General features: G+C 74.2%; 22 protein-coding genes. 15 read left to right on the top strand and 7 right to left on the bottom strand.

Features of this window, described 5'->3' with window-relative positions; genetic code table 11:
• Positions 1–65: 65 nt before the first annotated feature.
• The 6 genes from OVN18_RS00720 to OVN18_RS00695 all read left to right on the top strand — a co-directional run bounded on the left by OVN18_RS00720 (position 66) and on the right by OVN18_RS00695 (position 7,199).
• Positions 66–1,472 carry a cytochrome ubiquinol oxidase subunit I gene (locus OVN18_RS00720; RefSeq protein WP_267737600.1) on the top strand — a complete coding sequence of 469 codons (1,407 nt, stop codon included), beginning with the start codon at positions 66–68 and terminating at the stop codon, positions 1,470–1,472.
• A 20-nt stretch (positions 1,473–1,492) separates the two neighbouring features.
• Positions 1,493–2,515: a cytochrome d ubiquinol oxidase subunit II gene (gene cydB / locus OVN18_RS00715; RefSeq protein WP_267737599.1), complete on the top strand. Its 1,023-nt coding sequence runs from the start codon at positions 1,493–1,495 to the stop codon at positions 2,513–2,515.
• A gap of 44 nt (positions 2,516–2,559) precedes the next feature.
• Positions 2,560–4,176, top strand: coding sequence for a thiol reductant ABC exporter subunit CydD (gene cydD / locus OVN18_RS00710; protein WP_267781348.1), 1,617 nt, complete (start codon positions 2,560–2,562; stop codon positions 4,174–4,176).
• A complete protein-coding gene (gene cydC / locus OVN18_RS00705) occupies positions 4,173–5,822 on the top strand; it encodes a thiol reductant ABC exporter subunit CydC (RefSeq protein WP_267781346.1) in 1,650 nt (549 codons plus the stop codon). The genes cydD and cydC overlap by 4 nt, the downstream gene beginning before the upstream one ends.
• Positions 5,823–5,898: 76 nt before the next feature.
• Complete coding sequence (locus tag OVN18_RS00700; RefSeq protein ID WP_267781344.1) at positions 5,899–6,213, top strand: hypothetical protein; 315 nt, start codon at positions 5,899–5,901, stop codon at positions 6,211–6,213.
• A gap of 2 nt (positions 6,214–6,215) precedes the next feature.
• The gene (locus tag OVN18_RS00695) at positions 6,216–7,199 is read left to right on the top strand and encodes a TIGR03557 family F420-dependent LLM class oxidoreductase (RefSeq protein WP_267782837.1); all 984 of its coding nucleotides are present in this window, start codon (positions 6,216–6,218) and stop codon (positions 7,197–7,199) included.
• Here the strand turns inward: OVN18_RS00695 and OVN18_RS00690 are convergent.
• A complete protein-coding gene (locus tag OVN18_RS00690; protein ID WP_267737595.1) occupies positions 7,196–7,663 on the bottom strand; it encodes a nucleoside deaminase in 468 nt (155 codons plus the stop codon). The two genes, OVN18_RS00695 and OVN18_RS00690, sit on opposite strands and share 4 nt — an antisense overlap.
• A 254-nt stretch (positions 7,664–7,917) precedes the next feature.
• Here OVN18_RS00690 and OVN18_RS00685 point away from each other — a divergent pair, with 254 nt between their 5' ends.
• Positions 7,918–9,348 (top strand): aspartate ammonia-lyase, encoded by a 1,431-nt coding sequence (locus OVN18_RS00685; protein WP_267739422.1) that lies wholly within the window; start codon positions 7,918–7,920, stop codon positions 9,346–9,348.
• A gap of 31 nt (positions 9,349–9,379) precedes the next feature.
• Here the strand turns inward: OVN18_RS00685 and OVN18_RS00680 are convergent, their stop codons facing one another.
• From OVN18_RS00680 to OVN18_RS00670, 3 genes are all read right to left on the bottom strand, one after another.
• A complete protein-coding gene (locus OVN18_RS00680; protein WP_267781342.1) occupies positions 9,380–9,643 on the bottom strand; it encodes a DUF7218 family protein in 264 nt (87 codons plus the stop codon).
• Positions 9,643–10,524, bottom strand: coding sequence for an SDR family oxidoreductase (locus OVN18_RS00675; protein WP_267781340.1), 882 nt, complete (start codon positions 10,522–10,524; stop codon positions 9,643–9,645). Before OVN18_RS00675 ends, OVN18_RS00680 begins: the two co-directional genes overlap by 1 nt.
• An 83-nt stretch (positions 10,525–10,607) precedes the next feature.
• The gene (locus OVN18_RS00670) at positions 10,608–12,158 is read right to left on the bottom strand and encodes a DNA-3-methyladenine glycosylase 2 family protein (RefSeq protein WP_267781339.1); all 1,551 of its coding nucleotides are present in this window, start codon (positions 12,156–12,158) and stop codon (positions 10,608–10,610) included.
• Between the two features lie 77 nt (positions 12,159–12,235).
• Here OVN18_RS00670 and OVN18_RS00665 point away from each other — a divergent pair, with 77 nt between their 5' ends.
• From OVN18_RS00665 to OVN18_RS00640, 6 genes are all read left to right on the top strand, one after another.
• Positions 12,236–13,438 (top strand): PrsW family intramembrane metalloprotease, encoded by a 1,203-nt coding sequence (locus OVN18_RS00665; RefSeq protein WP_267737589.1) that lies wholly within the window; start codon positions 12,236–12,238, stop codon positions 13,436–13,438.
• 567 nt (positions 13,439–14,005) lie between these two features.
• On the top strand, positions 14,006–14,707 hold the full coding sequence (locus OVN18_RS00660; RefSeq protein WP_267781337.1) for a zinc ribbon domain-containing protein: 702 nt from the start codon (positions 14,006–14,008) through the stop codon (positions 14,705–14,707).
• 156 nt (positions 14,708–14,863) lie between these two features.
• Positions 14,864–15,715 carry a DUF4397 domain-containing protein gene (locus OVN18_RS00655; protein ID WP_267737587.1) on the top strand — a complete coding sequence of 284 codons (852 nt, stop codon included), beginning with the start codon at positions 14,864–14,866 and terminating at the stop codon, positions 15,713–15,715.
• 17 nt (positions 15,716–15,732) lie between these two features.
• Complete coding sequence (locus OVN18_RS00650; protein WP_267737586.1) at positions 15,733–16,374, top strand: class F sortase; 642 nt, start codon at positions 15,733–15,735, stop codon at positions 16,372–16,374.
• A gap of 77 nt (positions 16,375–16,451) precedes the next feature.
• Complete coding sequence (locus OVN18_RS00645) at positions 16,452–17,012, top strand: RNA polymerase sigma factor (protein WP_267781335.1); 561 nt, start codon at positions 16,452–16,454, stop codon at positions 17,010–17,012.
• Entirely contained in the window at positions 16,999–17,787 is a 789-nt protein-coding gene (locus OVN18_RS00640; RefSeq protein WP_267781333.1) for an anti-sigma factor domain-containing protein, read from the top strand. The genes OVN18_RS00645 and OVN18_RS00640 overlap by 14 nt, the downstream gene beginning before the upstream one ends.
• Before the next feature lie 50 nt (positions 17,788–17,837).
• Here the strand turns inward: OVN18_RS00640 and OVN18_RS00635 are convergent, their stop codons facing one another.
• Positions 17,838–18,386, bottom strand: coding sequence for an HdeD family acid-resistance protein (locus OVN18_RS00635; protein WP_267781331.1), 549 nt, complete (start codon positions 18,384–18,386; stop codon positions 17,838–17,840).
• Between the two features lie 111 nt (positions 18,387–18,497).
• Positions 18,498–18,947 carry a pyridoxamine 5'-phosphate oxidase family protein gene (locus tag OVN18_RS00630; protein WP_267737582.1) on the bottom strand — a complete coding sequence of 150 codons (450 nt, stop codon included), beginning with the start codon at positions 18,945–18,947 and terminating at the stop codon, positions 18,498–18,500.
• Between the two features lie 147 nt (positions 18,948–19,094).
• Between OVN18_RS00630 and OVN18_RS00625 the strand changes: the two genes are divergently transcribed.
• Positions 19,095–19,280 (top strand): hypothetical protein, encoded by a 186-nt coding sequence (locus OVN18_RS00625; RefSeq protein ID WP_267737581.1) that lies wholly within the window; start codon positions 19,095–19,097, stop codon positions 19,278–19,280.
• Entirely contained in the window at positions 19,277–20,212 is a 936-nt protein-coding gene (locus tag OVN18_RS00620; protein ID WP_267781329.1) for an NADP-dependent oxidoreductase, read from the top strand. The genes OVN18_RS00625 and OVN18_RS00620 overlap by 4 nt, the downstream gene beginning before the upstream one ends.
• A 10-nt stretch (positions 20,213–20,222) precedes the next feature.
• Here the strand turns inward: OVN18_RS00620 and OVN18_RS00615 are convergent, their stop codons facing one another.
• Positions 20,223–21,401, bottom strand: a complete 1,179-nt coding sequence (locus OVN18_RS00615) for a MarP family serine protease (RefSeq protein WP_267781327.1) — start codon at positions 21,399–21,401, stop codon at positions 20,223–20,225.
• Positions 21,402–21,426 lie beyond the last annotated feature (25 nt).

The raw sequence follows: 21,426 nt of genomic DNA, 5'->3' as shown, positions 1-21,426 counted from the left end.
CTCGACGGCCGATTCCTAGGCTGGAGGAGGCCTCATCCACCCCTCATCCCAAGGCGGTCCCCTTCGTGCTCGACTGGCTCGACCCTCTCGCGCTCGCCCGGTGGCAGTTCGGTCTGACCACCCTCTACCACTTCCTCTTCGTCCCGCTCACGATCGGCATGGCCTTCCTCGTCGCCATCCTGCAGACGGCGTGGGTGCGCACGGGGAAGATCAAGTACCTGCACCTCACGCGCCTGTTCGGCCGCATCTTCCTCATCAACTTCGCGATGGGCGTCGTCACCGGCATCGTGCAGGAGTTCCAGTTCGGGATGAACTGGAGCGACTACTCGCGCTTCGTGGGCGACGTCTTCGGCGCGCCCCTGGCGATGGAGGGGCTGCTCGCCTTCTTCCTCGAGGCGACCTTCATCGGGCTCTGGATCTTCGGCTGGGACAAGCTGCCGCAGAAGCTGCACCTGGCGAGCATCTGGATGCTGTCGATCTCGACGGCGATGTCGGCGTACTTCATCCTCGCCGCGAACGCCTTCATGCAGAACCCCGTGGGTTTCCGCATCAACGAGGAGCTCGGGCGGGCCGAGCTCACCGACATCGGCGCCGTGCTGACGAACCCCGTGGTGCTCGCGGCGTTCCCGCACACCATCCTCGCCTCCATCATGTTCGCCGCGGTCGTCGTCGTCGCGGTCGCGGCCTGGCACCTGCGCCGCGGGCAGTACGACGAGACGATGCGCACGGCGCTGCGCTTCGGCCTCGTCGTCAACCTCGTGGCCTTCGCCGGGGTCGCCCTGAGCGGCGACCAGCTGAGCCTCGTCATGGTCGACACGCAGCCCATGAAGATGGCGGCCGCCGAGGCGCTCTACACGACGAGCGCGCCGGCGAGCTTCTCGATCTTCAGCTGGGGCACGCCCGACGGCTCGAGCGAGATCTTCTCCATCCGCGTGCCGTACCTGCTCTCGCTGCTGTCGACCCACACCCTCACGGGCGAGGTCGAGGGCATCAACGACCTGCAGGCCCAGTACGCCGCCGAGTTCGGCCCCGGCGACTACACCCCGATCATCTGGGTCACCTACTGGGCGTTCCGGTGGATGATCGGCCTCGGCTCGCTCGCCGCCCTGGTCTCGGTGGCCGGCCTCTGGCTGACCCGCGGCGGGCGCACCCCGAAGGACTGGGCCTGGCGCGTCGCCATCTGGAGCGCCCCGCTGCCCCTGGTCGCGAGCCTCGTCGGCTGGATCTTCACCGAGATGGGCCGGCAGCCCTGGCTCGTGTTCGGGCTCATGAAGACCGAGGACGGCGTCTCGCCCGGCGTGACCGGGCTCGAGGTCGCGATCTCGCTCATCGCCTTCACCGTGGTCTACGGCGCGCTCGCCGTGGTCGAGTTCCGCCTCATCCGCAAGGCCGCCATCGAGGGCCCGCGCGAGTGGGAGGCCCACGACGACCCCGACGAGGTCGACGTGCAGAAGCTCGCCACCGTCTACTAGGCCTGAAGGAAGGGCATCCCATGGATCTCGCGTACCTCTGGTTCTTCATCGTCGGCTTCTTCTTCATCGGCTACTTCGTGCTCGACGGCTTCGACTTCGGCGTCGGCATGTCGCTGCCCTTCCTCGGGCGCGACAACACCGACCGCCGGCAGCTCATCAACACGATCGGGCCGGTCTGGGATCTCAACGAGACCTGGCTCATCGTCGCGGGCGCCGCCATGTTCGCGGCCTTCCCCGAGTGGTACGCGACGCTGTTCAGCGGTTTCTACCTGCCGCTGCTGCTCATCCTCATCGCGCTCATCCTGCGCGGGGTCTCGTTCGAGTACCGGCACCAGGGGCGCAGCCCCGAATGGGCGGCCGCCTTCGACCGGATGATCGTCATCGGCAGCGCGGTGCCCGCCTTCCTCTGGGGGGTCGCCTTCGCGAACATCATCCAGGGCACGCCCATCGACGCCGACTTCGAGTTCACCGGCACGCTGCTCACGCTGCTGAACCCGTACGGGATCCTCGGCGGCCTCACGACCCTGCTGCTGTTCTTCACGCACGGGGTGCAGTTCGTCGCGCTCAAGACCGACGGCGAGCTGCGCGAGCGGGCGCGGGCGCTCGCGGTGCGCTCCGGGCTCGTCACCATCGCCGTGGCGGCGAGCTTCCTCGTCTGGACGGTGCTGCAGCACCTCGACATCGCCCACCTGCCCGTGCTGCTCGCGGCGGCGGGCGGGGCGGCGGCCGCGCTCATCGGCTCCTGGCTCGCCAACCGGGCGGGGCGCGACGGCTGGGCCTTCGGGCTCACGGCGCTCACGACGGCGCTCGCCGTCGTCGCCATCCTCGCGGCGCTGTTCCCCAACGTCATGCCCTCGACGACCGACCCGGCCTTCAGCCTGACCATCGAGAACGCCTCGAGCAGCGACTACACGCTGCAGGTGATGAGCTGGGTCGCCCTCGTCATGGTGCCGCTCGTGCTGCTCTACCAGGGCTGGACGTACTGGGTGTTCCGCAAGCGCGTGACCCGGCAGACGATCGAGCTCGCGGAGGCCGTGCACTGAAGCCCCTCGACCCCCGCCTGCTGCGCGCGGCGTCGGCGGCCCGCGTGGTGCTGGCCGCCGGCGCCCTCGTCGCGCTCGCCCACGTCGGCGCGATCGTCGCCTTCTGCTTCTCCGCCGCCCAGCTCATCGCCGGGCTCGTCGACGGGCGCAGCGCCGACGAGCTGGGCGGGCCCGTCATCGCCACGGCCGCGAGCGTGCTCGCCCGCGCGCTGACCCAGGCGGCGCTCGACGCCCTCGCGGTGCGCGGGGCCGCGCGGGTCAAGAGCCAGCTGCGGCGCCGGGTTCTCGACGCGGTCGACGCGCGCGGGGCATCCGGCGACCGGGACCGGCCGAGCGCCGACATCGCCACCCTCATCGGGCCGGGCCTCGACGCGCTCGACGGCTACATCGGGCGGTACCTGCCGCAGCTCGTGCTCACCGCGGTCGCGACGCCCGTAGTTGTCGGCGCGCTGCTGCTCGCCGATGCGCCCACGGGCATCGCGGTCGTGCTGACCCTGCCGCTCATCCCGCTGTTCATGGTGCTCATCGGCTGGGCCACGCAGGCCGTGCAGCGTCGGCAATGGCAGGCGCTGACGACCCTGTCGCGGGGGTTCCTCGAGGTCGTGCAGGGGCTCTCGACCCTCATGATCTTCGGACGGCAGCACCGGCAGGTCGCGCGCATCGACGCCGTGACCGAGCAGTACCGGCGGCGCACCATGCGCGTGCTGCGGGTGTCGTTCCTGTCGAGCTTCGCCCTCGAGCTCGCCGCGAGCCTCTCCGTCGCGATCGTCGCCGTCTCGGTCGGCGTGCGGCTCATCGACGGGGTGATCGCCCTCGCGCTCGGGCTCTTCGTGCTCGTGCTCGTGCCCGAGGCGTACCTGCCGCTGCGGCAGGTGGGCGCGCAGTACCACGCCGCCGCCGAGGGGCTCGCGGCCGCCGAGGAGGTGCTCGACCTGCTCGACGCGGCGCCGACCGCCGCTCCCTCCCCGGTCTCGTCCGTCGAACGGGCGGCGCTCGCCGACGAGACGATCGGGGATGCCCCGCCGCCCGCCCTGCGCCTCACCGAGCTCGTCGTGCGCCGTGCAGGGCGCCCCGTCGTCGACGGCCTCTCGGGCGCCTGGGCCGGCGGGCTCCTGCTCGCCGTCACCGGCGAGAGCGGCGTCGGCAAGTCGAGCCTGCTCGCCGCGCTCCGCGGGGCCCTGCCCGCCGAGGGCAGGATCGCGATCGCGGGTCGCTCGGCCCACGCCGCCGAGCTCGCCGCGCACGTCGCCTGGGCCGGGCAGCGCCCCGACCTCACCGCGGGGCCGCTCGCCGCCGTCGTCGCGCTCGGGGCGGAGCATCCCGACACCGCCCTCGTGCAGCGCGCCCTGCGGCTCGCGGCCGTCGACGACGTTCCCGCCGACCTCGTGCTCGGCCCCGGCGGCGACGGGCTCTCGGGCGGTCAGGCCCAGCGGGTCGCGATCGCCCGGGCCGCGTACCGCGCGCTCGAGCGCCGTACCCCGCTCGTGCTGCTCGACGAGCCCACCTCGGCGCTCGACGCCGCCACCGAGCTTCGGGTCATCGCCGGGCTGCGAGCGCTCGCCGCGGAGGGCGCGCTCGTCGTCGTGGTGACCCACCGACCGGCGGTCATCGCGGCCGCCGATGAGCGCCTCGACCTGCAGCCCGCGGGGGTGCCGGCATGATGCGCGAGGTGCTGCGCGCGGCGCAGCCCGCCCCGCGCGAGACGGCTGTGGCGCTGGCGCTCGGCGTGCTCGCGGCGGGCTCGGCGGTGGCGCTGCTCGCGACGAGCGCTTGGCTGATCGCCCGCGCGGCCGAGCAGCCGCCCATCCTGCTCCTCGGCTTCGCCATCGTGGGCGTGCGGGCCTTCGCGCTGGGGCGGGCGGTGTTCCGCTACCTGGAGCGCCTGGTCGGGCACGACGGAGCCTTCCGGGCGCTCGCCCGCCTGCGCGTCGCGGTCTTCCGCCGCCTCCTGCCCGTCGCGCCCGACGGACTGCGCGCCACCCGCCGCGGCGACGTGCTGACGACGCTCGTGCGCGACGTCGACACGCTGCAGGAACTTCCCTTGCGCGTCATCCAGCCGCTCGTCTCCGGCCTCGTCGTCGCGGGCCTCGCCGTCGTCGGCGTCGCCTGGCTCTCGCCCGCCGCCGCCGCGGTGCTCGGCGGAGGGCTCCTGCTCGCCCTCGCGGCGGCCACCGCTCTCGTCACCGCCGTCGGGCGGGGCGCCGAGCGCCGCATCGCCCCGCTGCGCGCCGACCTCGCCGACGCCGTGCTCGACTACCTCGGCCGTCTCGATGTGCTGCGCGCCTACGGGGCCGATGCGGCGGCGCGGGCCGCCATCGATGCGCTGGATGCCCGCCTGCGCCGCGAGCAGACCCGCCAGTCGCTCGCCGCCGGCTCGGTGGCCGCGCTGTTCACGCTCGCCGGAGGCTCGCTGCTGGTCGCCTCGGCCCTGACGGCCGCTCCCGAGCTCGCAGCGGGCGGCCTCACGGGGCCCCAGTTCGTGCTGCTCGCCCTCGTGCCGCTCGCCGTCGTCGACGCGGTCGCCGTGCTGCCCCTCGCCCTCGCCGCCTGGTGGCGCGTGCGGGCGAGCGCCCGGCGCATCGCGGCTGTGGTGCCCGAGGATCGGCCGGAGGGCATCCCGGCCCCGTCGTCGGCGACCGCCGAGGCGCCGCAGCCGCGGGGGAGCGACGTCGTGCTGCGCGGCGTCACGGCGCGCTGGCCGGGCGCCGGGGCTGCGGCCCTCGCCCCCCTCGACCTCGAGCTGCGCGCGGGCGACCGCCTGCTCGTCGAGGGCGAGAGCGGCGCGGGCAAGACGACGCTCGCGCACGTGCTCGTGCGGTTCCTCGACCACGAGGGCTCGTTCATGCTCGGGGGCGTCGACGTGCGCGCGCTGCACCCCGACGCGGTGCGCGAGCGCATCGTGCTGTGCGAGCAGCAGCCGCACCTGTTCGACGAGTCCATCCGGCAGAACCTGCTCTTCGCCCGCGACACGGCCGACGACGCGGCGCTGCTCGCCGTGCTCGAGCGCGTGGGGCTCGCCGCCTGGGTCGCCGAGCGCGGGGGCCTCGATGCGCCCATCGGCGAGCGCGGAGCCCTCGTCTCGGGCGGGCAGGCGCAGCGGCTCGCGCTCGCCCGGGCGCTGCTGAGCGAGGCGCCCGTGCTCGTGCTCGACGAGCCGACGGCGAACGTCGACGCCGACCGCGCCTCCTCGCTGCTCGACGAGCTGCTCGACGCGGCGGCCGCACCCGACCGCGCCGTCATCGTCATCTCGCACACGCCCGTCGCCGAGCGGCTGCTCACCGGCCGGCTGCGCCTCGCCGCCCCGTGATCCCTCGGACATGACCCATCGAGGGCTCCGCGTCAAGGCCCTGCCGCGATCGGATGCCCCGCCGTAGCGTCGCCGCATGACGACTCACGCGCACGACGACCACGACCGCACCGCCGACGACACCAGCGGCACGACCGGCATCGACCCCGACCTCGCCCCCACCGACCCGGCGGCCGCAGAGGCGCGAGAGGGCGCAGAGGAGCGGGAGGGCGCGGAGGAGCGGGAGGACGAGGCGCAGCACGGCGTCGACCCGCTCGACCGCGGCCCCGTCGAGACCGACCCGCTCGAGCCGCACGGCATCGGCCTGACCGAGACCCTGCACCACGGCGACGGGCCGGGCGACCCCGGCGACGGCATCGCGCCCGGCACCGATCTCGGGGCGCGCCCGTGAGCATGCGCGTCGGCGCGACCCTCATGACCGAGCAGAGCCCGGTGCGCTCGCTCGTCGACTACGCCGTCGCCGCCGAGGCGGCCGGGGCCGAGCTGCTCGTCGCGAGCGACCACTTCAGCCCCTGGCTCGCCGAGCAGGGCCACGCGCCGCAGGCGTGGACGCTGCTCGGGGCCGTCGCGCAGGCGACGTCGCGCGTCGACCTCATGACCTACGTCACCTGCCCGACCATGCGGTACCACCCGAGCGTCGTCGCCCAGTTCGCCGCGACGCTGCAGGATCTCTCCGGCGGACGGTTCACCCTCGGCCTCGGCTCGGGCGAGAACCTCAACGAGCACGCCGCGGGGGTGCCGTGGCCGCGCGTCGCGACCCGCCACGCGATGCTCGAGGAGGCCGTGCGGATCATCCGCACCCTGCTCGACGGCGAGACCGTCTCGTTCCACGGCGAGCACTTCTCCGTGGATGCCGCACGCCTGTGGGGCACGCCCGAGCACCGCGTGCCGATCGGGCTGGCGATCTCCGGCGAGAAGTCGATCGAGGCGCTCGCGCCCCTCGGCGACGACCTCGTCGCCGTGCAGCCCGATGGCGACGCCGTGGAGCGCTGGACGGCCACCGCCGGAGCGCCGCGCCGCGTCGTCGGGCAGCTGCCGATCTGCTGGGATCCCGACCGGGATCGCGCGATTGCCCGCGCCCACGAGCAGTTCCGCTGGTTCGGCGGCGGCTGGCTCGTCAACGCCGATCTGCCGACCCCCGCCTCCTTCGCGGCGGCGACGCGGTTCGTGCGGCCGGAGGACGTGGCCGAGGCGATCGCCTGCGGCCCCGACCTCGACGCGATCGCGCGCAGCGCCCAGCCCTTCGTCGATGCGGGCTTCACCGATCTGGCTCTCGTGCAGATCGGCGACGAGGGTCAGCAGCGGTTCCTCGACGAGGTCGCGGAGGAGCTCTTCGACCGCATCCGGGCATTGACCCCGGGCGGCGGCGCGGCCTAGTAGTCGACCCGCGCCGGGTCGGCGCGCCACGCGTCGAACGGGGCGACGGCCCCCGGCGTGCGCTCGTGCACGACGGGGGTCGTCCACGCCTCGCGAGGGGTGTCGAAGAGCTCGTAGAACGCGGCGTCGTCGAAGCCGGCCGCCGCCGCGTCGTGGCGGTCGGCGGCGAAGACCACGCGATCGAGGCGGGCCCAGAGCGCCGCGCTCAGGCACAGCGGGCACGGCTCGCAGCTCGAGTAGAGCACCGCGCCGCTGAGGTCGAAGGTGCCGAGCTCGCGCGCGGCCGTGCGGATGGCGACGACCTCGGCGTGCGCGGTCGGGTCGTTGTCGCGCGTCACCCGGTTGACGCCCTCGAAGACGCGGCCGTCGGCGCTCACGACGACGGCGCCGAAGGGTCCGCCGCCGGCGGCGACGTTCTCCGTCGCGAGGGCGACGGCGCGGTCGAGAGGGGTCGGCTGAGTCACCGGGGGAGTCTACCGACGGGATGCTCACCGGCGCGCTGCCGTGCTCGAGTGAGCACATCCGCACCCCGCCGGCCGGGGCATCCCGAACCGCTAGAGTGGCCCCGCCACCGCCACTGCTGTCGGAACCCCACGAGGAAGAGGCATTCATCGCCATGGTGCGCACCACCGGACCCGCCCCCAGTTTCACCACGAGCGACGACGGCGTGCCCGTCTACCGCCCCGGTCTCGCGGAGGACGGCGACGCCTCCCGCGAGATGCGGCAGGAGCGCGACTCGCTCGGCTCGATGCCCATCCCCGCCGACGCGTACTGGGGCATCCACACCGCCCGGGCGCTCGAGAACTTCCCCATCACGCGCCGCGCGCTGTCGAACCACCCGAACCTCGTCATCGCCCTCGCGATGGTCAAGCAGGCGGCCGCGCGCGCCAATCGCGAGATCGGCGTGCTCGACCCCGTCAAGGCCGAGATCATCGACGAGGTCTGCCAGGAGATCATCGACGGCAGGCTGCACGAGCAGTTCGTGCTCGGCGTGCTGCAGGGCGGCGCCGGCACGAGCACCAACATGTCGGCCAACGAGATCATCGCCAACCGCGGGCTCGAGCTCATGGGCCGTGCGAAGGGCGACTACGAGCACCTGCACCCCATCGACGACGTCAACCGCAGCCAGTCGACGAACGACGTCTACCCCACGGCGATCAAGCTCGCGATGGTGTTCAGCACCCGCAGCCTGCTCATCGAGCACGCCCTGCTGAGCGACGCCTTCGCCGCGAAGGCCCGCGAGTTCGCCCACGTGCTCAAGGTCGGTCGCACGCAGCTGCAGGACGCCGTGCCGATGACGCTCGGGCAGGAGTTCCGCGGGTTCGCGACGACCATGCGCGAGGATCACGACCGGCTCTCCGAGACCATCCCGTGGCTCAACGAGATCAACATGGGCGCGACGGCCATCGGCACGGGCATCACCGCCGACCCGCGCTACGCCGAATCGGTGCGCCGTCACCTGAGCGCGATCTCCGGCTACGAGATGATCACGGCCCCCGACCTCATCGAGGCCACGAGCGACGCGGGCATCTTCATGACCCTCTCCGGCACGCTCAAGCGCGCCGCGGTCAAGCTGTCCAAGATCTGCAACGATCTGCGGCTGCTGTCGTCGGGGCCGCAGGCCGGGCTCGGCGAGATCAACCTGCCGCCGCGCCAGGCGGGCTCCTCGATCATGCCCGGCAAGGTCAACCCGGTCATCCCCGAGGTCGTCAACCAGGTCGCCTTCTCCATCATCGGCGCCGACGCGACCGTCACCGCGGCCGCCGAGGCCGGCCAGCTGCAGCTCAACGCCTTCGAGCCCGTCATCGCGACGAGCATCATGCAGTCGCTGGCATGGATGTCGAACGCCTGCCGCACGCTGCGGCTGAACTGCGTCGACGGCATCACGGCCAACACCGAGCGCCTCGCGGCGATGGTCGACTCGAGCGTGGGCATCGTCACGGCCCTCACCCCGTACATCGGGTACCAGGCGTCGGCGGCCCTCGCCTACGAGGCGCTCAGCGGCAGCTCGTCGATCCGGCAGCTGGTCGTGGAGCGCGGGCTCATGGAGGCCGACATGGTCGCGCGCGTGCTCTCGCCCGAACGGCTCTCGGGCGTCGTGCCGGCCACCGGGGCGATCGCGCTGCCGATGGTGCCGCCGGAGGACTGAGCGCGGGCCGGAGCGCCCGCGGCGCAGGGGATCAGTGCTCGCGGAGCATCCCGATCAGCTCGCTCTTGCGCTTGCCGGAGTACCCGCGCAGACCGAGCTCCTTCGCGCGCGCCCGCAGCTCGGGCACGGTGCGGCTCTCGTAGTCTTCGGCCTCGCCGCCGCGGCGACCGACCGACGACCGGCCGTCGCGCGCGGCGGCGTTGCTGATGCGCGCGGCCTTCTCCGCACTGTTCCCCTCGTCGACGAGCTTCTCGTACAGCTCGGGATCCTTGATGCTCGGATTCCGCGGCGCCATCACAGCGCCTTGCCGCCGGTGACGGGCAGCACCGCGCCCGATACGTAGCTCGCCGCATCGCTCGCCAGGTACACGTAGGCGGGTGCCACCTCGGCCGGCTGGCCGGCGCGGCCGAGCGGGGTGTCCTGCCCGAAGCTCGGCAACTTGTCCGGCCATCCGGTCGCGGGGATGAGCGGGGTCCAGATGGGGCCGGGGGCGACGGCGTTGACCCGGATGCCCTTCTCGCCCAGTTCGGTGGCCATGGCCTCGACGAACGCCACCTGGGCGGCCTTCGTCATCGCGTAGTCGACGAGTGCCGCCTTCGGGTCGAATCCCTGGATCGACGCGGTCACGATGATCGAGGCGCCGGGGGCGAGGTGCGGCACGACGGCCTTCACCGACTCGACCATGGCGTAGAGGTTGGTGCGCATCACCCGGTCGAAGCCGTCCATCGGCAGCTCCTCGATGCCTGCGCGCTCGCGCTGGTGCGCCGCGTTCAGCACGAGCAGATCGAGGCCGCCGAACTCGGCGATCGTGCGCTCGACGATCGACGTCGGCCAGCCCTCCTCGCGCAGGTCGCCCGGCAGCGCGAGAGCGCGGCGGTCCTCGGCGCGCACGAGCGCGAGCGTCGATGCGGCATCCGACTCCTCCTCGGGCAGGTAGCCGATGGCGACGTCGGCGCCCTCCCGGGCGAAGGCGATCGCGACGGCCCGGCCGATGCCGCTGTCGCCGCCGGTGATGAGCGCGCGGCGCCCGACGAGCCGCCCCGCGCCGCGGTAGCTCTCCTCACCGTGATCGGGGCGCGGGTCCATCCGGTCGGTGAGCCCGGGCTGCTGCTGCTCCTGCTCGGGGAAGCCCTCGGCACGGTGGGCGGTGCGGGGGTCGGTGGTGGGTCCGGTCATGGTGCGCGTCCTCTCCTCGGGGCCGATCGGGCGCGGAGCGCCGCCGGCGCGAGCCCCAGGCTAGGAGCGTGCTCGCCCGCGCGTCACGGGGTTGACGCAGCCGCGTCCGCGGCGCTACGGCGCGCCCGGCGCACGATGGGCGGCGCCGCGCGCCACAGGTGCAGCGTCGCGTAGCTGCGCCACGGCGCCCAGCGCTCGCCGAGCGCGCGGGTCTGCTTCGCCGTGCCGCCCGCCCCGAGGGAGCGCAGGGTGCGCTGCAGGACGAGATCCTCCGCGAGCAGCACGTCCGGGTTGCCGAGAACGCGCATCGTGACGTAGTCGGCCGTCCACGGGCCGATGCCCGGCATCGCCATCAGCCGCTCGCGCAGCTCGGCGGCGGGCAGCCCGATGTCGAGCACGAGCTCGCCGCTCGCGAGGGCCTGTGCGGTGGTCAGCACGGTGCGCCGGCGGGTGGCCGGGCCGCGCAGCACCGCGCCGCCGTTCTCCGCGATGCGCGCGGGGGTCGGGAACGGGCGCAGCTCCGCGGCAGGCGTCAGCCCCTCGGCCTCGTCGAGGTCGGCGGCGAGGCGCCCCAGCATGCTCTTCGCCGCGGGCAGCGAGATCTGCTGGCCGATGATCGTGCGCAGCAGGGCCTCCTCCGCGTCGATCGCGCCGGGGATGCGCAGGCCGGGCGCCGCGGCGACGAGCGGGCCGAGCAGGGCATCCGCCCCCAGCGCCGCGTCGATGGCGACCGCGTCGGCGTCGAGATCGAACCAGCGCCGGATGCGCGCGACGAGCGGGGCGAGATCGGCGATCGCGGCGAGCGAGGCCGTGCAGATCACCCCCGGCCGCTCGGTGTCGAGCCGGACGCTCGCGCGGGCCTGCCCGTGCGGCAGCGGCACGAGCCGCTCGATGGCGGCCTCGGCTCCCGCTCCGGTCATGCGCTCGACGCCCGCGACGGCGTGGTCGGCGAGGTAGGCCATGATCGCGATGCCGTCGAAGGGCGCGCGGGCGGCGAGCCGCACCGTCACCGTCGTGCTGCCGTGCTCGAGCCCGGTGCCGGCGGCGGGGCGCACCGCCTCGCGCCCGCGCCGGGCGAGCTGCCGCAGCTCGGTGGGGGAGACCCCGTAGACCTCGCGCACCGTGTCGTTGCACTGGCGGATGCTCGCGAACCCCGCCGCGAACGCGACCTGAGCGACCGGCAGATCGGTGCCCGCCAGCAGCGCCCGCGCGCTCTCGGCCCGGTGCGCGCGGGCAAGGGCCAGCGGACCGGCGCCGAGCTCGGCGGCGAGCACGCGCGTGAGCTGCCGGCTGGAGTAGCCGAGCCGCGCGGCGAGCCCGGGGACGCCCTCCCTCTCGATCGCGCCATCGAGGATGAGCCGCATGGCGCGCCCCGCGAGATCGTCTCGGCGGTTCCAGTCGGGGTTGCCCGGCACGGCGTCGGGCTGGCATCGCTTGCACGCCCGCAGGCCGGCCTCGTGCGCGGCGGCGGCCGTGCGGTAGAAGTCGACGTTGCCCGGCTTCGGCGTCATGGCGGGGCACGAGGGTCGGCAGTAGATGCCGGTCGTGCGAACGCCCGCGATGAACTGCCCGTCGAACCGCGCGTCCCGGGAGGCGAGCGCGCGGTAGCAGAGGTCGTGATCGAGGGCGGGCATGACGCCACCCTGACACGGGATGCCCGGCTCCACCAGCGGGAATCGGACACTGCGGCGCCGCCAGTAGAGTGCACAGCATGACCGAGCCGCACGCCCCGAACCCGCTCGCCCTCGCGCCGGAGCCCGTGCGCGCGGAGACGGCGAGCCCCGCGCAGCCCCCGGCGCTCACCGGCCGGCGGGCGCGCGGCGCGGGGGCCACTCTGCTCGCCGTCATCGGGCTCATCCTCGTCTCGCTGCTGACCCTGGCGGTGCTGGCCTACCTCGTCTCCGGGCTGGGGGCCTATGGCGTCATCATCGCCGGCATCATGGCGCTCGTGCCGCTCACGATCGTGTTCCTCGGCGTGCGCTGGATCGACCGCTGGGAGCCCGAGCCGCGCGGCGCCCTCGTCTTCGCCTTCCTGTGGGGCGCCGGGGCGAGCGTGCTCATCGCCCTGCTCGTCGACGTGCAGATCCAGGGCATCGTCGCGACGGCGGGCGGCCCGAACGGCGCATCCGAGTTCTTCGGGGCCGCCATCCAGGCGCCGATCGTCGAGGAGCTCGCGAAGGGCATCGGCGTCCTCCTCATCCTCTGGGGCGCGCGCCGGCACTTCGACGGTCCCGTCGACGGCATCGTCTACGCGGCCTGGGTGGCCGGCGGATTCGCGTTCACCGAGAACATCCTCTACTTCGGGGTGCAGCTCACCGAGGGCGGTCTCCTCACCACCGGCACGATCGAGATCTTCATCATCCGCGGCATCATGTCGCCGTTCGCCCACGTCATGTTCACGGCTCTCATCGGCGCCGCGCTGGGGGCGGCGGCGCAGCGCGGATCGCGCCTGGCCCTCGGGGCCTTCCTGCTCGGTCTCGTGCCCGCCGTGCTGCTGCACGCGTTCTGGAACGGCGCGCTCTTCTTCGTCGGCGACTTCTACGGCTACTACCTGCTCGTGCAAGTGCCACTGTTCCTCGTCGGCATCGCCCTCGTCACGATGCTGCGGCGGCAGGAGATGCGGCTGACCCAGGCACGGTTGTCGGAGTACGCGCAGGCGGGCTGGCTGCACGCCGACGAGGTGGGGATGCTCGCCACCCCCGCCGGGCGCCGCGCGGCCACCGCGTGGGCCGCCCGCTCGGGAGCGTCCCGGCTCATGGCCGCGTTCATCCGCGACGCGACGCGGCTCGCGCACGCGCGCCAGCGCATCGTCGTCGGTCGTGATCGCATCGGCGCGCGTGCGGACGAGGCGCAGCTGCTCGAGCGGGTCTCCGCGGCGCGGCACGCTCTGCGGGCGAACGCGCCGCGCGGCTGATACGCCGCTCCGCCGCCCCGGGCCGCCGTCAGGCGAGGAGGGGCGGCGGATGCGGGATGCGGGTCCGGTCGTCGAGCTCCCCAGCGCAACGACCGGACCACCGCGTTTCCGCGCCTCGTCGACCCGTTCGACGAGGCGATCCCGGGCGGCAGTCCCCCTGCCGGCCGGGGGTGGTGCGATTCCCCATGCATGTGACGTTCGGTGCCTCGGCCCGGACGGTTGGCCCGGATGGCCCCGCAGCGCACCCCCACTTCGGGGGAGAGGACTCCAGCGCAGAGCCGGACGGGGGAGAGGAGGCCGGGCGTGGACGCTCGGCTGAGGACGGATGCGGAGGGCTTAACAGACTCACCGCCCAGTGGCGGGGCGATGCCTCCGGCTCAGCTGGGCGGTGAGTTGATCTGCGCCCATCCTGCTCCCGCTTCCCGGTGGCGTCAAGGCCCCTCGGGCGGCGCGGCGGCGCGGCGCTCCCTCCCCACGACGGGGGGAAGAGCATCCGACCCCGCGATCACTAGCCTGAGGGAGGCCCCCGAACCGTTCGGATCGGTCGCGGGCGGAAGGGCGGGTGGCATGGCGACCTGCACCCGCTGCCATGCCGGGATGCGCGTCGGCGCGCGGTTCTGCACCCGGTGCGGGGCGCCCGCCGTCGCGGAGGCGCCCGCCGTCGCAGAGGTCCCCGCGGTCGCGGAGGCGCCCGCCGAGACCGAGACCCAGGTCCCCGCCGTCGCGGAGGCGCCCGCTCCCGATCCCTCCCGCCTGGTGATCGGACCACCGCCGGTCGGCGACAGGCCCCGCGCCGAGGACGCGATCCCCTCCGCCTCCGGCGCGGAGGAGTCGACGGGGGCCGTGCTCACCATCGCCCCCGCGGTGCCGCCGATGCCCAAGGGTCGCCGCTGGGCGGCGCCCGCGGCGCGCAGCCATGCCGCCACCGCGGCCTTCGCCACGGGACTCGCTCCGCTGCTGGTCTCCCTCGTCGGCAACGTGGTCGCCGCCGACCTGACCGAGCAGGCGGCCGCCCAGTCCGCGGCGGGGGTCACGAGCGGAGCATGGACGCCGGTGTTCGTCGCGCTCGCCCTCGTCTTCGTCATCAACGCCGCGCTGCTCACCGTGTGCGCGATCGCCGCCGGCCGCGGCCTGCGCGAGACGGCGAACGGCATCACCCGCGGTCGCGGCCTCGCGGTCGCGGGGCTCGTGATCGGCGCGATGAACCTCGTGCTGTGGCTCATCGGCCTTATCGTCACGCTGACGACGCTCACCGCCGCGCTCGGCTGAGGCATCCCGTCTCTCGACCCGCGGTCGACGCGCTCCCAGGGTTCTGCCAGGTTCCAGCGCATCCAAACGCGGCCTCCACGCGGAAGTGATCCATGTAAGGCATTCCGCACGAACCCCCTCCGGCACCGGCCGGACGGGCGTCTACTAGGAGGAACCATGCGCAACCGTATTCTCGCGGGGGTCGGCGTCGCCGCTCTCGCCACCGTGGGCGTCGCCGCCCCGGCGACCGCCGCCACCGCCGGCACCGCCGACCTGTACGTCGTCCACGGCTTCGCCGCCGAGGCCGGCACGTTCCCTGTCGACATCTACGCCAACGGCGAGCCCGTCGCCGGCCTTCAGGACATCGACTTCGGAACCGTCACCGCCGAGCCCCTCGCGCTCCCGGCCGGCGACTACAACATCGACGTCTTCCCCGCCGACGCCGCTGACGGCACCGGAACGCCCGCCCTGGAGATCGACGCCGCGCTCGTCGCCGGCGGCAGCTACACGGTCGTCGCGCACGCGACCGAGGCCGGCGACCCCGACATCACCGCGTTCGAGAACGACATCAGCGCGATCGCCGCCGGCGAGGCCCGCCTCACGGTGCGTCACACCGCCGCGGCGCCCGCCGTCGACGTGCTCGCCAACGGCACCGCCGTCGAGGCGTTCGCCGGCGTCACCAACCCGAACGCGGGCGACATCGACCTGCCCGCCGGTGAGATCCAGGCCGCCGTCGCCGCGGCAGGCTCCACCGACCCGCTGATCGGCCCGGCCGCCCTGCCGCTCGCCGCCGGTACCAACACGCTGGTCCACGCGATCGGCAGCCTCGACGGCGACACCCTCGAGTTCGCCGTGATCACCATCGACGGCCTCGGTGCCGCTCCTGAGGGCGTTCCCGCCGGTTCCGCCGGTCTCGTCGCCGAGGGCGGCAACGCCGGCATCATCGGTGCGGCCGTCGCCCTGATGCTCGCCGCGCTCGCCGCGGTCGGCATCGTGGTCCGTCGCCAGACCGCTTCCGCGAAGCGCTGAACGGCAGGACGACAGCAATGACGAGGAGGAGGATTCCCGCTCAGCTCGCCCTGGCGACGGCAGGAGTCCTCCTCCTCGCGTCGTGCTCGGCGCCGCCCGCCCCTCCGGCGGCGGCGCCGAGCACGCCCCCGCCCGCCGCCCCGGCCGAGCCCTTCCCGATCGAGGCGCAGACCGGGCCGGGAGATCCCGCCCAGCAGCAGACGGTCGCGACCGTCGCCCCCGGTCGGCTGAGCGTCCCCTCGCTCGGCATCGAGGTGCCGGTGTCGCCCGAGGGCGTCGAGCCCGACGGGTACATGTCCATCCCCGAGGACATCGACGTCGCCGGCTGGTACGAGTTCGGCGCCGGTCCCGCGAGCGAGTCCGGCTCCACGGTGATCGCCGCGCACGTCGACGACCCCGTGCAGGGCATCGGCCCCTTCGCCCGTCTGCGCGAGGCGCAGGTGGGGGCGGAGGCCACGGTGGTGGACGCGGCCGGCACGACGCACGTGTACCGCGTGACGAGCGTCGAGCGCATCGTGAAGTCGGAGGTGCCGCTGGATCGGGTCTTCACGCAGGCCGGGGCGCCGCACCTGGTGCTCATCACCTGCGGAGGGGCCTTCGACCGGGCCGCCCGCAGCTACACCGACAACTACATCGTGACGGCGGAGAAGATCGCATGACGGCCACGACCGTTACGATGACGCGAGCAATCGCCGGTGATCGTCGCCGGTCGGCTGACCGTGGAGGCGACCGCGCCGTGACCTCAGTGATCGACGACGACGCGACTCGTGTCGCCCAGCGATTCGTCGCCGGCGACGAGCGGGCGCTCGCCGAGATCTACGGCCGATGGTCGTCGCTCGTCTACTCCCTCGCCCTGCGGTCGCTCGGCGACGTCACCGATGCGGAGGATGCGACGCAGCGGGTCTTCGTCTCGGCGTGGCAGAGCCGGCACCGGTACGACGCCGAGCGGGCATCCCTCTCGGCCTGGCTCGTCGGCATCACCCGCAACGTCACCGCCGACGCTCACGCCGCTCGGGCCCGCGACCGGGCCATCATGCAGAACTCCGCGATTCACGCGGCCGACGAGGCCGTGCCCGGGCACGAGTCCGTGCTCGCGGAGCGGCTCGTCATCGCCGACGAGATGGCCAAGCTCGATGCCGTGCCCCGGCAGGTGGTGCAGCTGGCCTTCTTCGACGACCTGACCCACACGCAGATCGCCGAGCGGCTCGACATGCCGGTCGGCACCGTCAAGTCCCATATCCGCCGCAGCTTGACGCGGCTCCGCGAACGACTGGAGGTGAACCATGGAGCACTGTGATCCCGAGACCCTCGCGCTCATCGCGATCGGCGAGGCGCCCGCATCCGACGCGCGGCAGACCTCGCACCTCTCGGCCTGCGCCGAGTGCCGCAGCGAGCTCGACGCCCTGCGCCAGACCGTCTCCGTGGCGCGCTCCACCGTCGGCGAGGGCGCGCTGAGCGCCCCCAGTGGCGCGGTGTGGTCGGCGATCCACCGTGAGCTGGGGCTCGCCCCGGGCATCCGACCGCCCGTCGAGGCTGCCGCCGTGGCCGCCGCCCCGTCATCGCGCGGCGACACCGGCGATGACTCCCGCGCGATCGCGCCCGTCGCCTCCCTCGACGAGGCCCGCCGCCGTCGTCGCCCGATCCGCTCGGTCGTCGTCCCCGTTGCCGCCTCCGCGGCCGCCGCCGCGCTCGTCGCGGGCGGAATCCTCTGGTGGGGCGCCGCTGCGCCGGTCGATCCCGCCGTCACGGTCGCCTCGGCCTCGCTCGACGCCCTGCCCGCCTGGACGGGTGCCACGGGCTCCGCCCTCGTGCTCGAGCGCGATGACGAGCGCGTCGTCACCATCTCGGTGGATGCCCCCGCCGGCGCGGGCCTGCGCGAGGTCTGGCTGCTCACCCCCGAGGTCGACGGACTCATCAGCCTCGGGTACCTGGAGGGCTCCTCGGACGAGTTCGTCATCCCCGCGGGGGTGGATCTCGCCGACTACCCGATCGTCGACATCAGCGAGGAGCCGCTCGACGGCGACCCCGCGCACTCGGGCGACTCGGTCGTGCGCGGCACGCTCGACGTCTGAGCACGGACGCGACGAGGCGCGCGCCCCTCAGCCGCGGCGCGCGATGACGGTCAGGCGCGCGCCCTCCGACGCATCAGCACCCAGACGAGCACGAGCAGCACGCCGCTGAGCAGCAGCAGGATCGCACCGAGCAGCAGGAAGCCGGCGATCGCGATGCCGGGCAGCAGCAGGATGGCGATGCCGCCGAGGATCGACACGGCGCAGCTCGCCACGGCCAGGCCGCGGGGCACGAGGTCGGCATCGGGCATCCCCCCGAAGAGTCCCGCGACGCCGTCGGCGATCCAGGCGATGCCGATCACGTAGGCGAGCACCTCGAGCCCGTCGAAGGGGTTCACGAGCGTGAGCACGCCCGCGGCGAGCACGAGGGCGCCGAGCACGGCGACGAAGCCGCGCAGCACCCCCGGCAGCGGGGTGCGCAGAGCGGTGACGAGCCGCAGCGCGCCGGTCAGGATGAGGAAGACGCCGAACAGCACGCCGATGACGAGCAGCGAGCGCTCCGGCCAGACGAGCGCGGCGAGACCGAGGGCGACGGCGGCGAGGCCGCTGAGGAGCAGGGCCGGTCGCGCGGTGCGGGTGGGGGCGGAGGGAGCGTCGGTCATGCCTCCAGTCTGCCGCCCCGGGCGGGGGTGCTCGGTCAGGCGACGGGAACGATCGCCGCGGGTCCGCGGCGGCCCCGACATGGACGCGCGCGAGCGGCCTCGACGGCGACGCTAGCCCTCAGCAGCGGGTGCCGTTCCGGCGACGCCGGGCGCGCGCCGCCCGCGCACCTGGTCGACCGCGATGCGCATCCAGCGGCGCGGCAGCGCGGGGGGCCACGGGGCGAGGGGGAGCCGTTCCACCCGCTCGATGTCGCTGCGGCGCTCGAGCGGGGTCGCACGGCCGACGGCGACGACGCTCCAGTGCCCGAGGGCGTCATCGCCGTCGGTCTCGAGCGCGATGCGGTCGTCGAGGGCGAGCTGCAGGGGTGCGGCGCCCGGCGCGGTCGGGAACGCGAGCGCCGCGCCGTCGACGGTGAAGTCGACGGGGACGATGTCGATGCTGCCGCCCGCGGCGACGGCGATGCGCCCGCGTCCGGCGCCGCGCAGCAGCCGCCAGCACTCGACCGCGTCGAGCGCGCCCGTGCGGGGGTCGGCGCGGTGCGCATCCTGGGTGCTCGCCATGCGGGGATCCTCGTCGTCTCGGCCGGGTCGCGGTGCGTCGTCCCGCAGGGCCAGTGCACCGCTCCACGACCGTCCCCCGACAGAGCCGAAGGTCCCGATGCGCGCACGCCGGGTGCGCGGCGCCCCGCCCTGTGACAGCCTGGGGGCATGAGCTGGGGCGCCCGAATCCTTCTGATCGTTCTGGGCGTCATCGCCTTCCTCATCGCCTGGGCGGTGATTGAGCTCGTGCTGGAGGCGGTGTTCCTCCTCGTCAAGCTCGCGCTCGCGCTCGTGCTCGCCGTCGTCCTGGTCGGGCTGGCCTGGGGCGCCCTGCGCCGCCGCCGCTCCTCATGAGCGCCGCTGCCGTCGCGCCCGAGCGCGCCGCCGCCATCGTCTACGAGGCCTTCGGCGGGCCCGAGGTGCTGCAGGTCGTCGAGCGCGAGGTGGGCCGACCCGCCCCCGAGCAGGTGCGCGTGCGCCTGCGCGCCGCCGGGCTCAACCCCGTCGACTACAAGATCCGCCGCGGCGCCTCGCGGTACTCCTTCCCGCTGCCGATCACGGCCGGTCGCGAGTTCGCGGGGGTGATCGACGCCGTCGGCGAGGCCGTCGAGGATTTCGCCATCGGCGACCGCGTCTTCGGCTCCATCCCGCAGGGCGCCTTCAGCGAGCTCGTGCTCGTCTGCGCCGACGTCATCGCCCGCGTGCCCGACGGCGTGCCGCTGCCGGTCGCGGGCGGACTCGCGCTCGCCGGCCAGACGGCGTGGGATGCCCTGGACTCGCAGCACCTGCGCTCCGGCGACAGCATCCTCGTCAGCGCCGCCGCAGGCGGGGTGGGCGGCATCCTCTGCCAGCTCGCCGTCGCGCGCGGTATCGAGGTGATCGGTACGGCGGGGGAGGGCAACCACGACTGGCTGCGCTCGATCGGCGTCGAGCCCGTGCTGTACGGCGAGGGACTGCTCGAGCGCCTGCGGGCGCTGCGCGAGCATCCCGTCACCGCCGTCTTCGACCTGCACGGCCCCGACACCATCCGCGCGGCGCTCGAGTGGGGCGTGCCCGCCGAGCGCATCAACACCAACGCGACCGATCCGACCCCGTTCGGAATCCGCGCGGTCGGGCGCGGCGCGGTCAGGCCGTCGACGCTGGATGCCCTGGCCGGCCTCGTCGCCGACGGCATCCTGCGCATCCCGATCGCCGCGGAGTTCCCGCTCGCCGAGGCCCGCGCGGCCTTCGAGCGCCTCGAGACCGGGCACGTGCGCGGCAAGGTCGTGCTGACCGCCGGGCGCTAGCCGCGCGCGCTCAGCCCTGGCAGTTCCCCGTCGCGACGGGGGCGCTCAGCTCGCCCGAGCTCGCGATCACGGGGTCGAGCTCGGCCATCGTGTGCGCGTAGCCGACGTCGTCGGTGCTCTCGCTGCGGGCGAAGACCATGCCCATGACGGCGCCGTCGAGGGTCAGCACCGGGCCGCCCGAGTTGCCGGGGTTCACATCGGCGGCGAGCGTGTAGGTCTCGCGCGGGGCGCGCGAGCTGCCGGTGATGTCGTCGGCGAGGATGACGCCCGCGTCGACGACCTCGGCGCCGCCGCTCACGAAGGGCCCGCCGTAGGGGTAGCCCTGCACCGCGCCGACGGTGCCGGCGGGCTGGGTCGCGGTGAGGGCCAGCGGCTCGATGCCGAGCCCGTCGACGGCGATCACGGCGACGTCCTGCTGCGCGTCGAAGTACACGACGCGCCCGGCGCGGCCGCCGAGGCCGGGCAGCTCCACGGTCGGCTCGGTGACGCCCTGCACGACGTGCGCGTTCGTCAGCAGGCGGTCCTCGCCGATCACGAAGGCCGTGCCCGACTGCACCTGCCCGCAGGCGTACGCGGCTCCGGTGATCCGGCCGACGCGGGTCGCCGCGGCCTGCAGGGCGGGCGTCGCCGCGTCGACCGTGGGCGGCGGGGGAGGGGCGGTGGCGCCGAAGGCGTCGGCGATGCGCGGGATGCCCTCCGCCACCACGAGACCGCGCACCTGCCCGAGCGCGCGTGCGACGGGAACGGGCGTGAAGCGGTCGATCGTGCGCAGCACCGTCGAGCTCGCCGTCGTCGGCGAGGCGAGCGGAATGCCGAGCGCCGTCACCGTCGAGCCGAGCAGGCTCATGACGAGCAGCGCCACGACGCCGCCGGCGAGGGCGCCGCCGAGCCGGTCGAGCGGGCGCGCGCGCTTCGGCACCGAGCGGCGGCCGGCGGTGCCGAGCCGCTCGCCGACGGTCAGGCCGCCGCCGATGAGGAGCGCGAGCACGAGGAAGACGGCGGGCGTGCGCCACTCGGGCAGCGGCACCCACTCGGTGATGAGGGGGAGGAGGAGGAACGCGATGATCGCTCCGGCGATGGCGCCGAGGGTGGAGCCGGCGGTCGAGATCAGCCCCCGGCTCGCGCCCCGGGCGACGGCGGCGACGATGGCGAGCAGCAGGAGCACGTCGAGGATCAGCGGCAGCAGCATCCCGGGGCCTCTCATGGAAGGGGGC

Source organism: Microcella daejeonensis, from assembly GCF_026625045.1.
GTDB classification, from domain to species: domain Bacteria; phylum Actinomycetota; class Actinomycetes; order Actinomycetales; family Microbacteriaceae; genus Microcella; species Microcella daejeonensis.
The sequence above is the reverse complement of the archived record's forward strand: the minus strand, read 5'-3'. Positions and strand labels throughout refer to the sequence as shown.

Coding starts and splice junctions, on each gene's coding strand:
- cydB (WP_267737599.1), top strand. CDS start 1,493: ATGGATCTCGCGTACCTCTGGTTCTTCATCGTCGGCTTCTTCTTCATC.
- cydC (WP_267781346.1), top strand. CDS start 4,173: ATGATGCGCGAGGTGCTGCGCGCGGCGCAGCCCGCCCCGCGCGAGACG.
- OVN18_RS00700 (WP_267781344.1), top strand. CDS start 5,899: ATGACGACTCACGCGCACGACGACCACGACCGCACCGCCGACGACACC.
- OVN18_RS00695 (WP_267782837.1), top strand. CDS start 6,216: ATGCGCGTCGGCGCGACCCTCATGACCGAGCAGAGCCCGGTGCGCTCG.
- OVN18_RS00685 (WP_267739422.1), top strand. CDS start 7,918: ATGCGGCAGGAGCGCGACTCGCTCGGCTCGATGCCCATCCCCGCCGAC.
- OVN18_RS00680 (WP_267781342.1), bottom strand. CDS start 9,643: ATGGCGCCGCGGAATCCGAGCATCAAGGATCCCGAGCTGTACGAGAAG.
- OVN18_RS00675 (WP_267781340.1), bottom strand. CDS start 10,524: ATGACCGGACCCACCACCGACCCCCGCACCGCCCACCGTGCCGAGGGC.
- OVN18_RS00670 (WP_267781339.1), bottom strand. CDS start 12,158: ATGCCCGCCCTCGATCACGACCTCTGCTACCGCGCGCTCGCCTCCCGG.
- OVN18_RS00665 (WP_267737589.1), top strand. CDS start 12,236: ATGACCGAGCCGCACGCCCCGAACCCGCTCGCCCTCGCGCCGGAGCCC.
- OVN18_RS00660 (WP_267781337.1), top strand. CDS start 14,006: ATGGCGACCTGCACCCGCTGCCATGCCGGGATGCGCGTCGGCGCGCGG.
- OVN18_RS00655 (WP_267737587.1), top strand. CDS start 14,864: ATGCGCAACCGTATTCTCGCGGGGGTCGGCGTCGCCGCTCTCGCCACC.
- OVN18_RS00650 (WP_267737586.1), top strand. CDS start 15,733: ATGACGAGGAGGAGGATTCCCGCTCAGCTCGCCCTGGCGACGGCAGGA.
- OVN18_RS00640 (WP_267781333.1), top strand. CDS start 16,999: ATGGAGCACTGTGATCCCGAGACCCTCGCGCTCATCGCGATCGGCGAG.
- OVN18_RS00635 (WP_267781331.1), bottom strand. CDS start 18,386: ATGACCGACGCTCCCTCCGCCCCCACCCGCACCGCGCGACCGGCCCTG.
- OVN18_RS00630 (WP_267737582.1), bottom strand. CDS start 18,947: ATGGCGAGCACCCAGGATGCGCACCGCGCCGACCCCCGCACGGGCGCG.
- OVN18_RS00625 (WP_267737581.1), top strand. CDS start 19,095: ATGAGCTGGGGCGCCCGAATCCTTCTGATCGTTCTGGGCGTCATCGCC.
- OVN18_RS00620 (WP_267781329.1), top strand. CDS start 19,277: ATGAGCGCCGCTGCCGTCGCGCCCGAGCGCGCCGCCGCCATCGTCTAC.
- OVN18_RS00615 (WP_267781327.1), bottom strand. CDS start 21,401: ATGCTGCTGCCGCTGATCCTCGACGTGCTCCTGCTGCTCGCCATCGTC.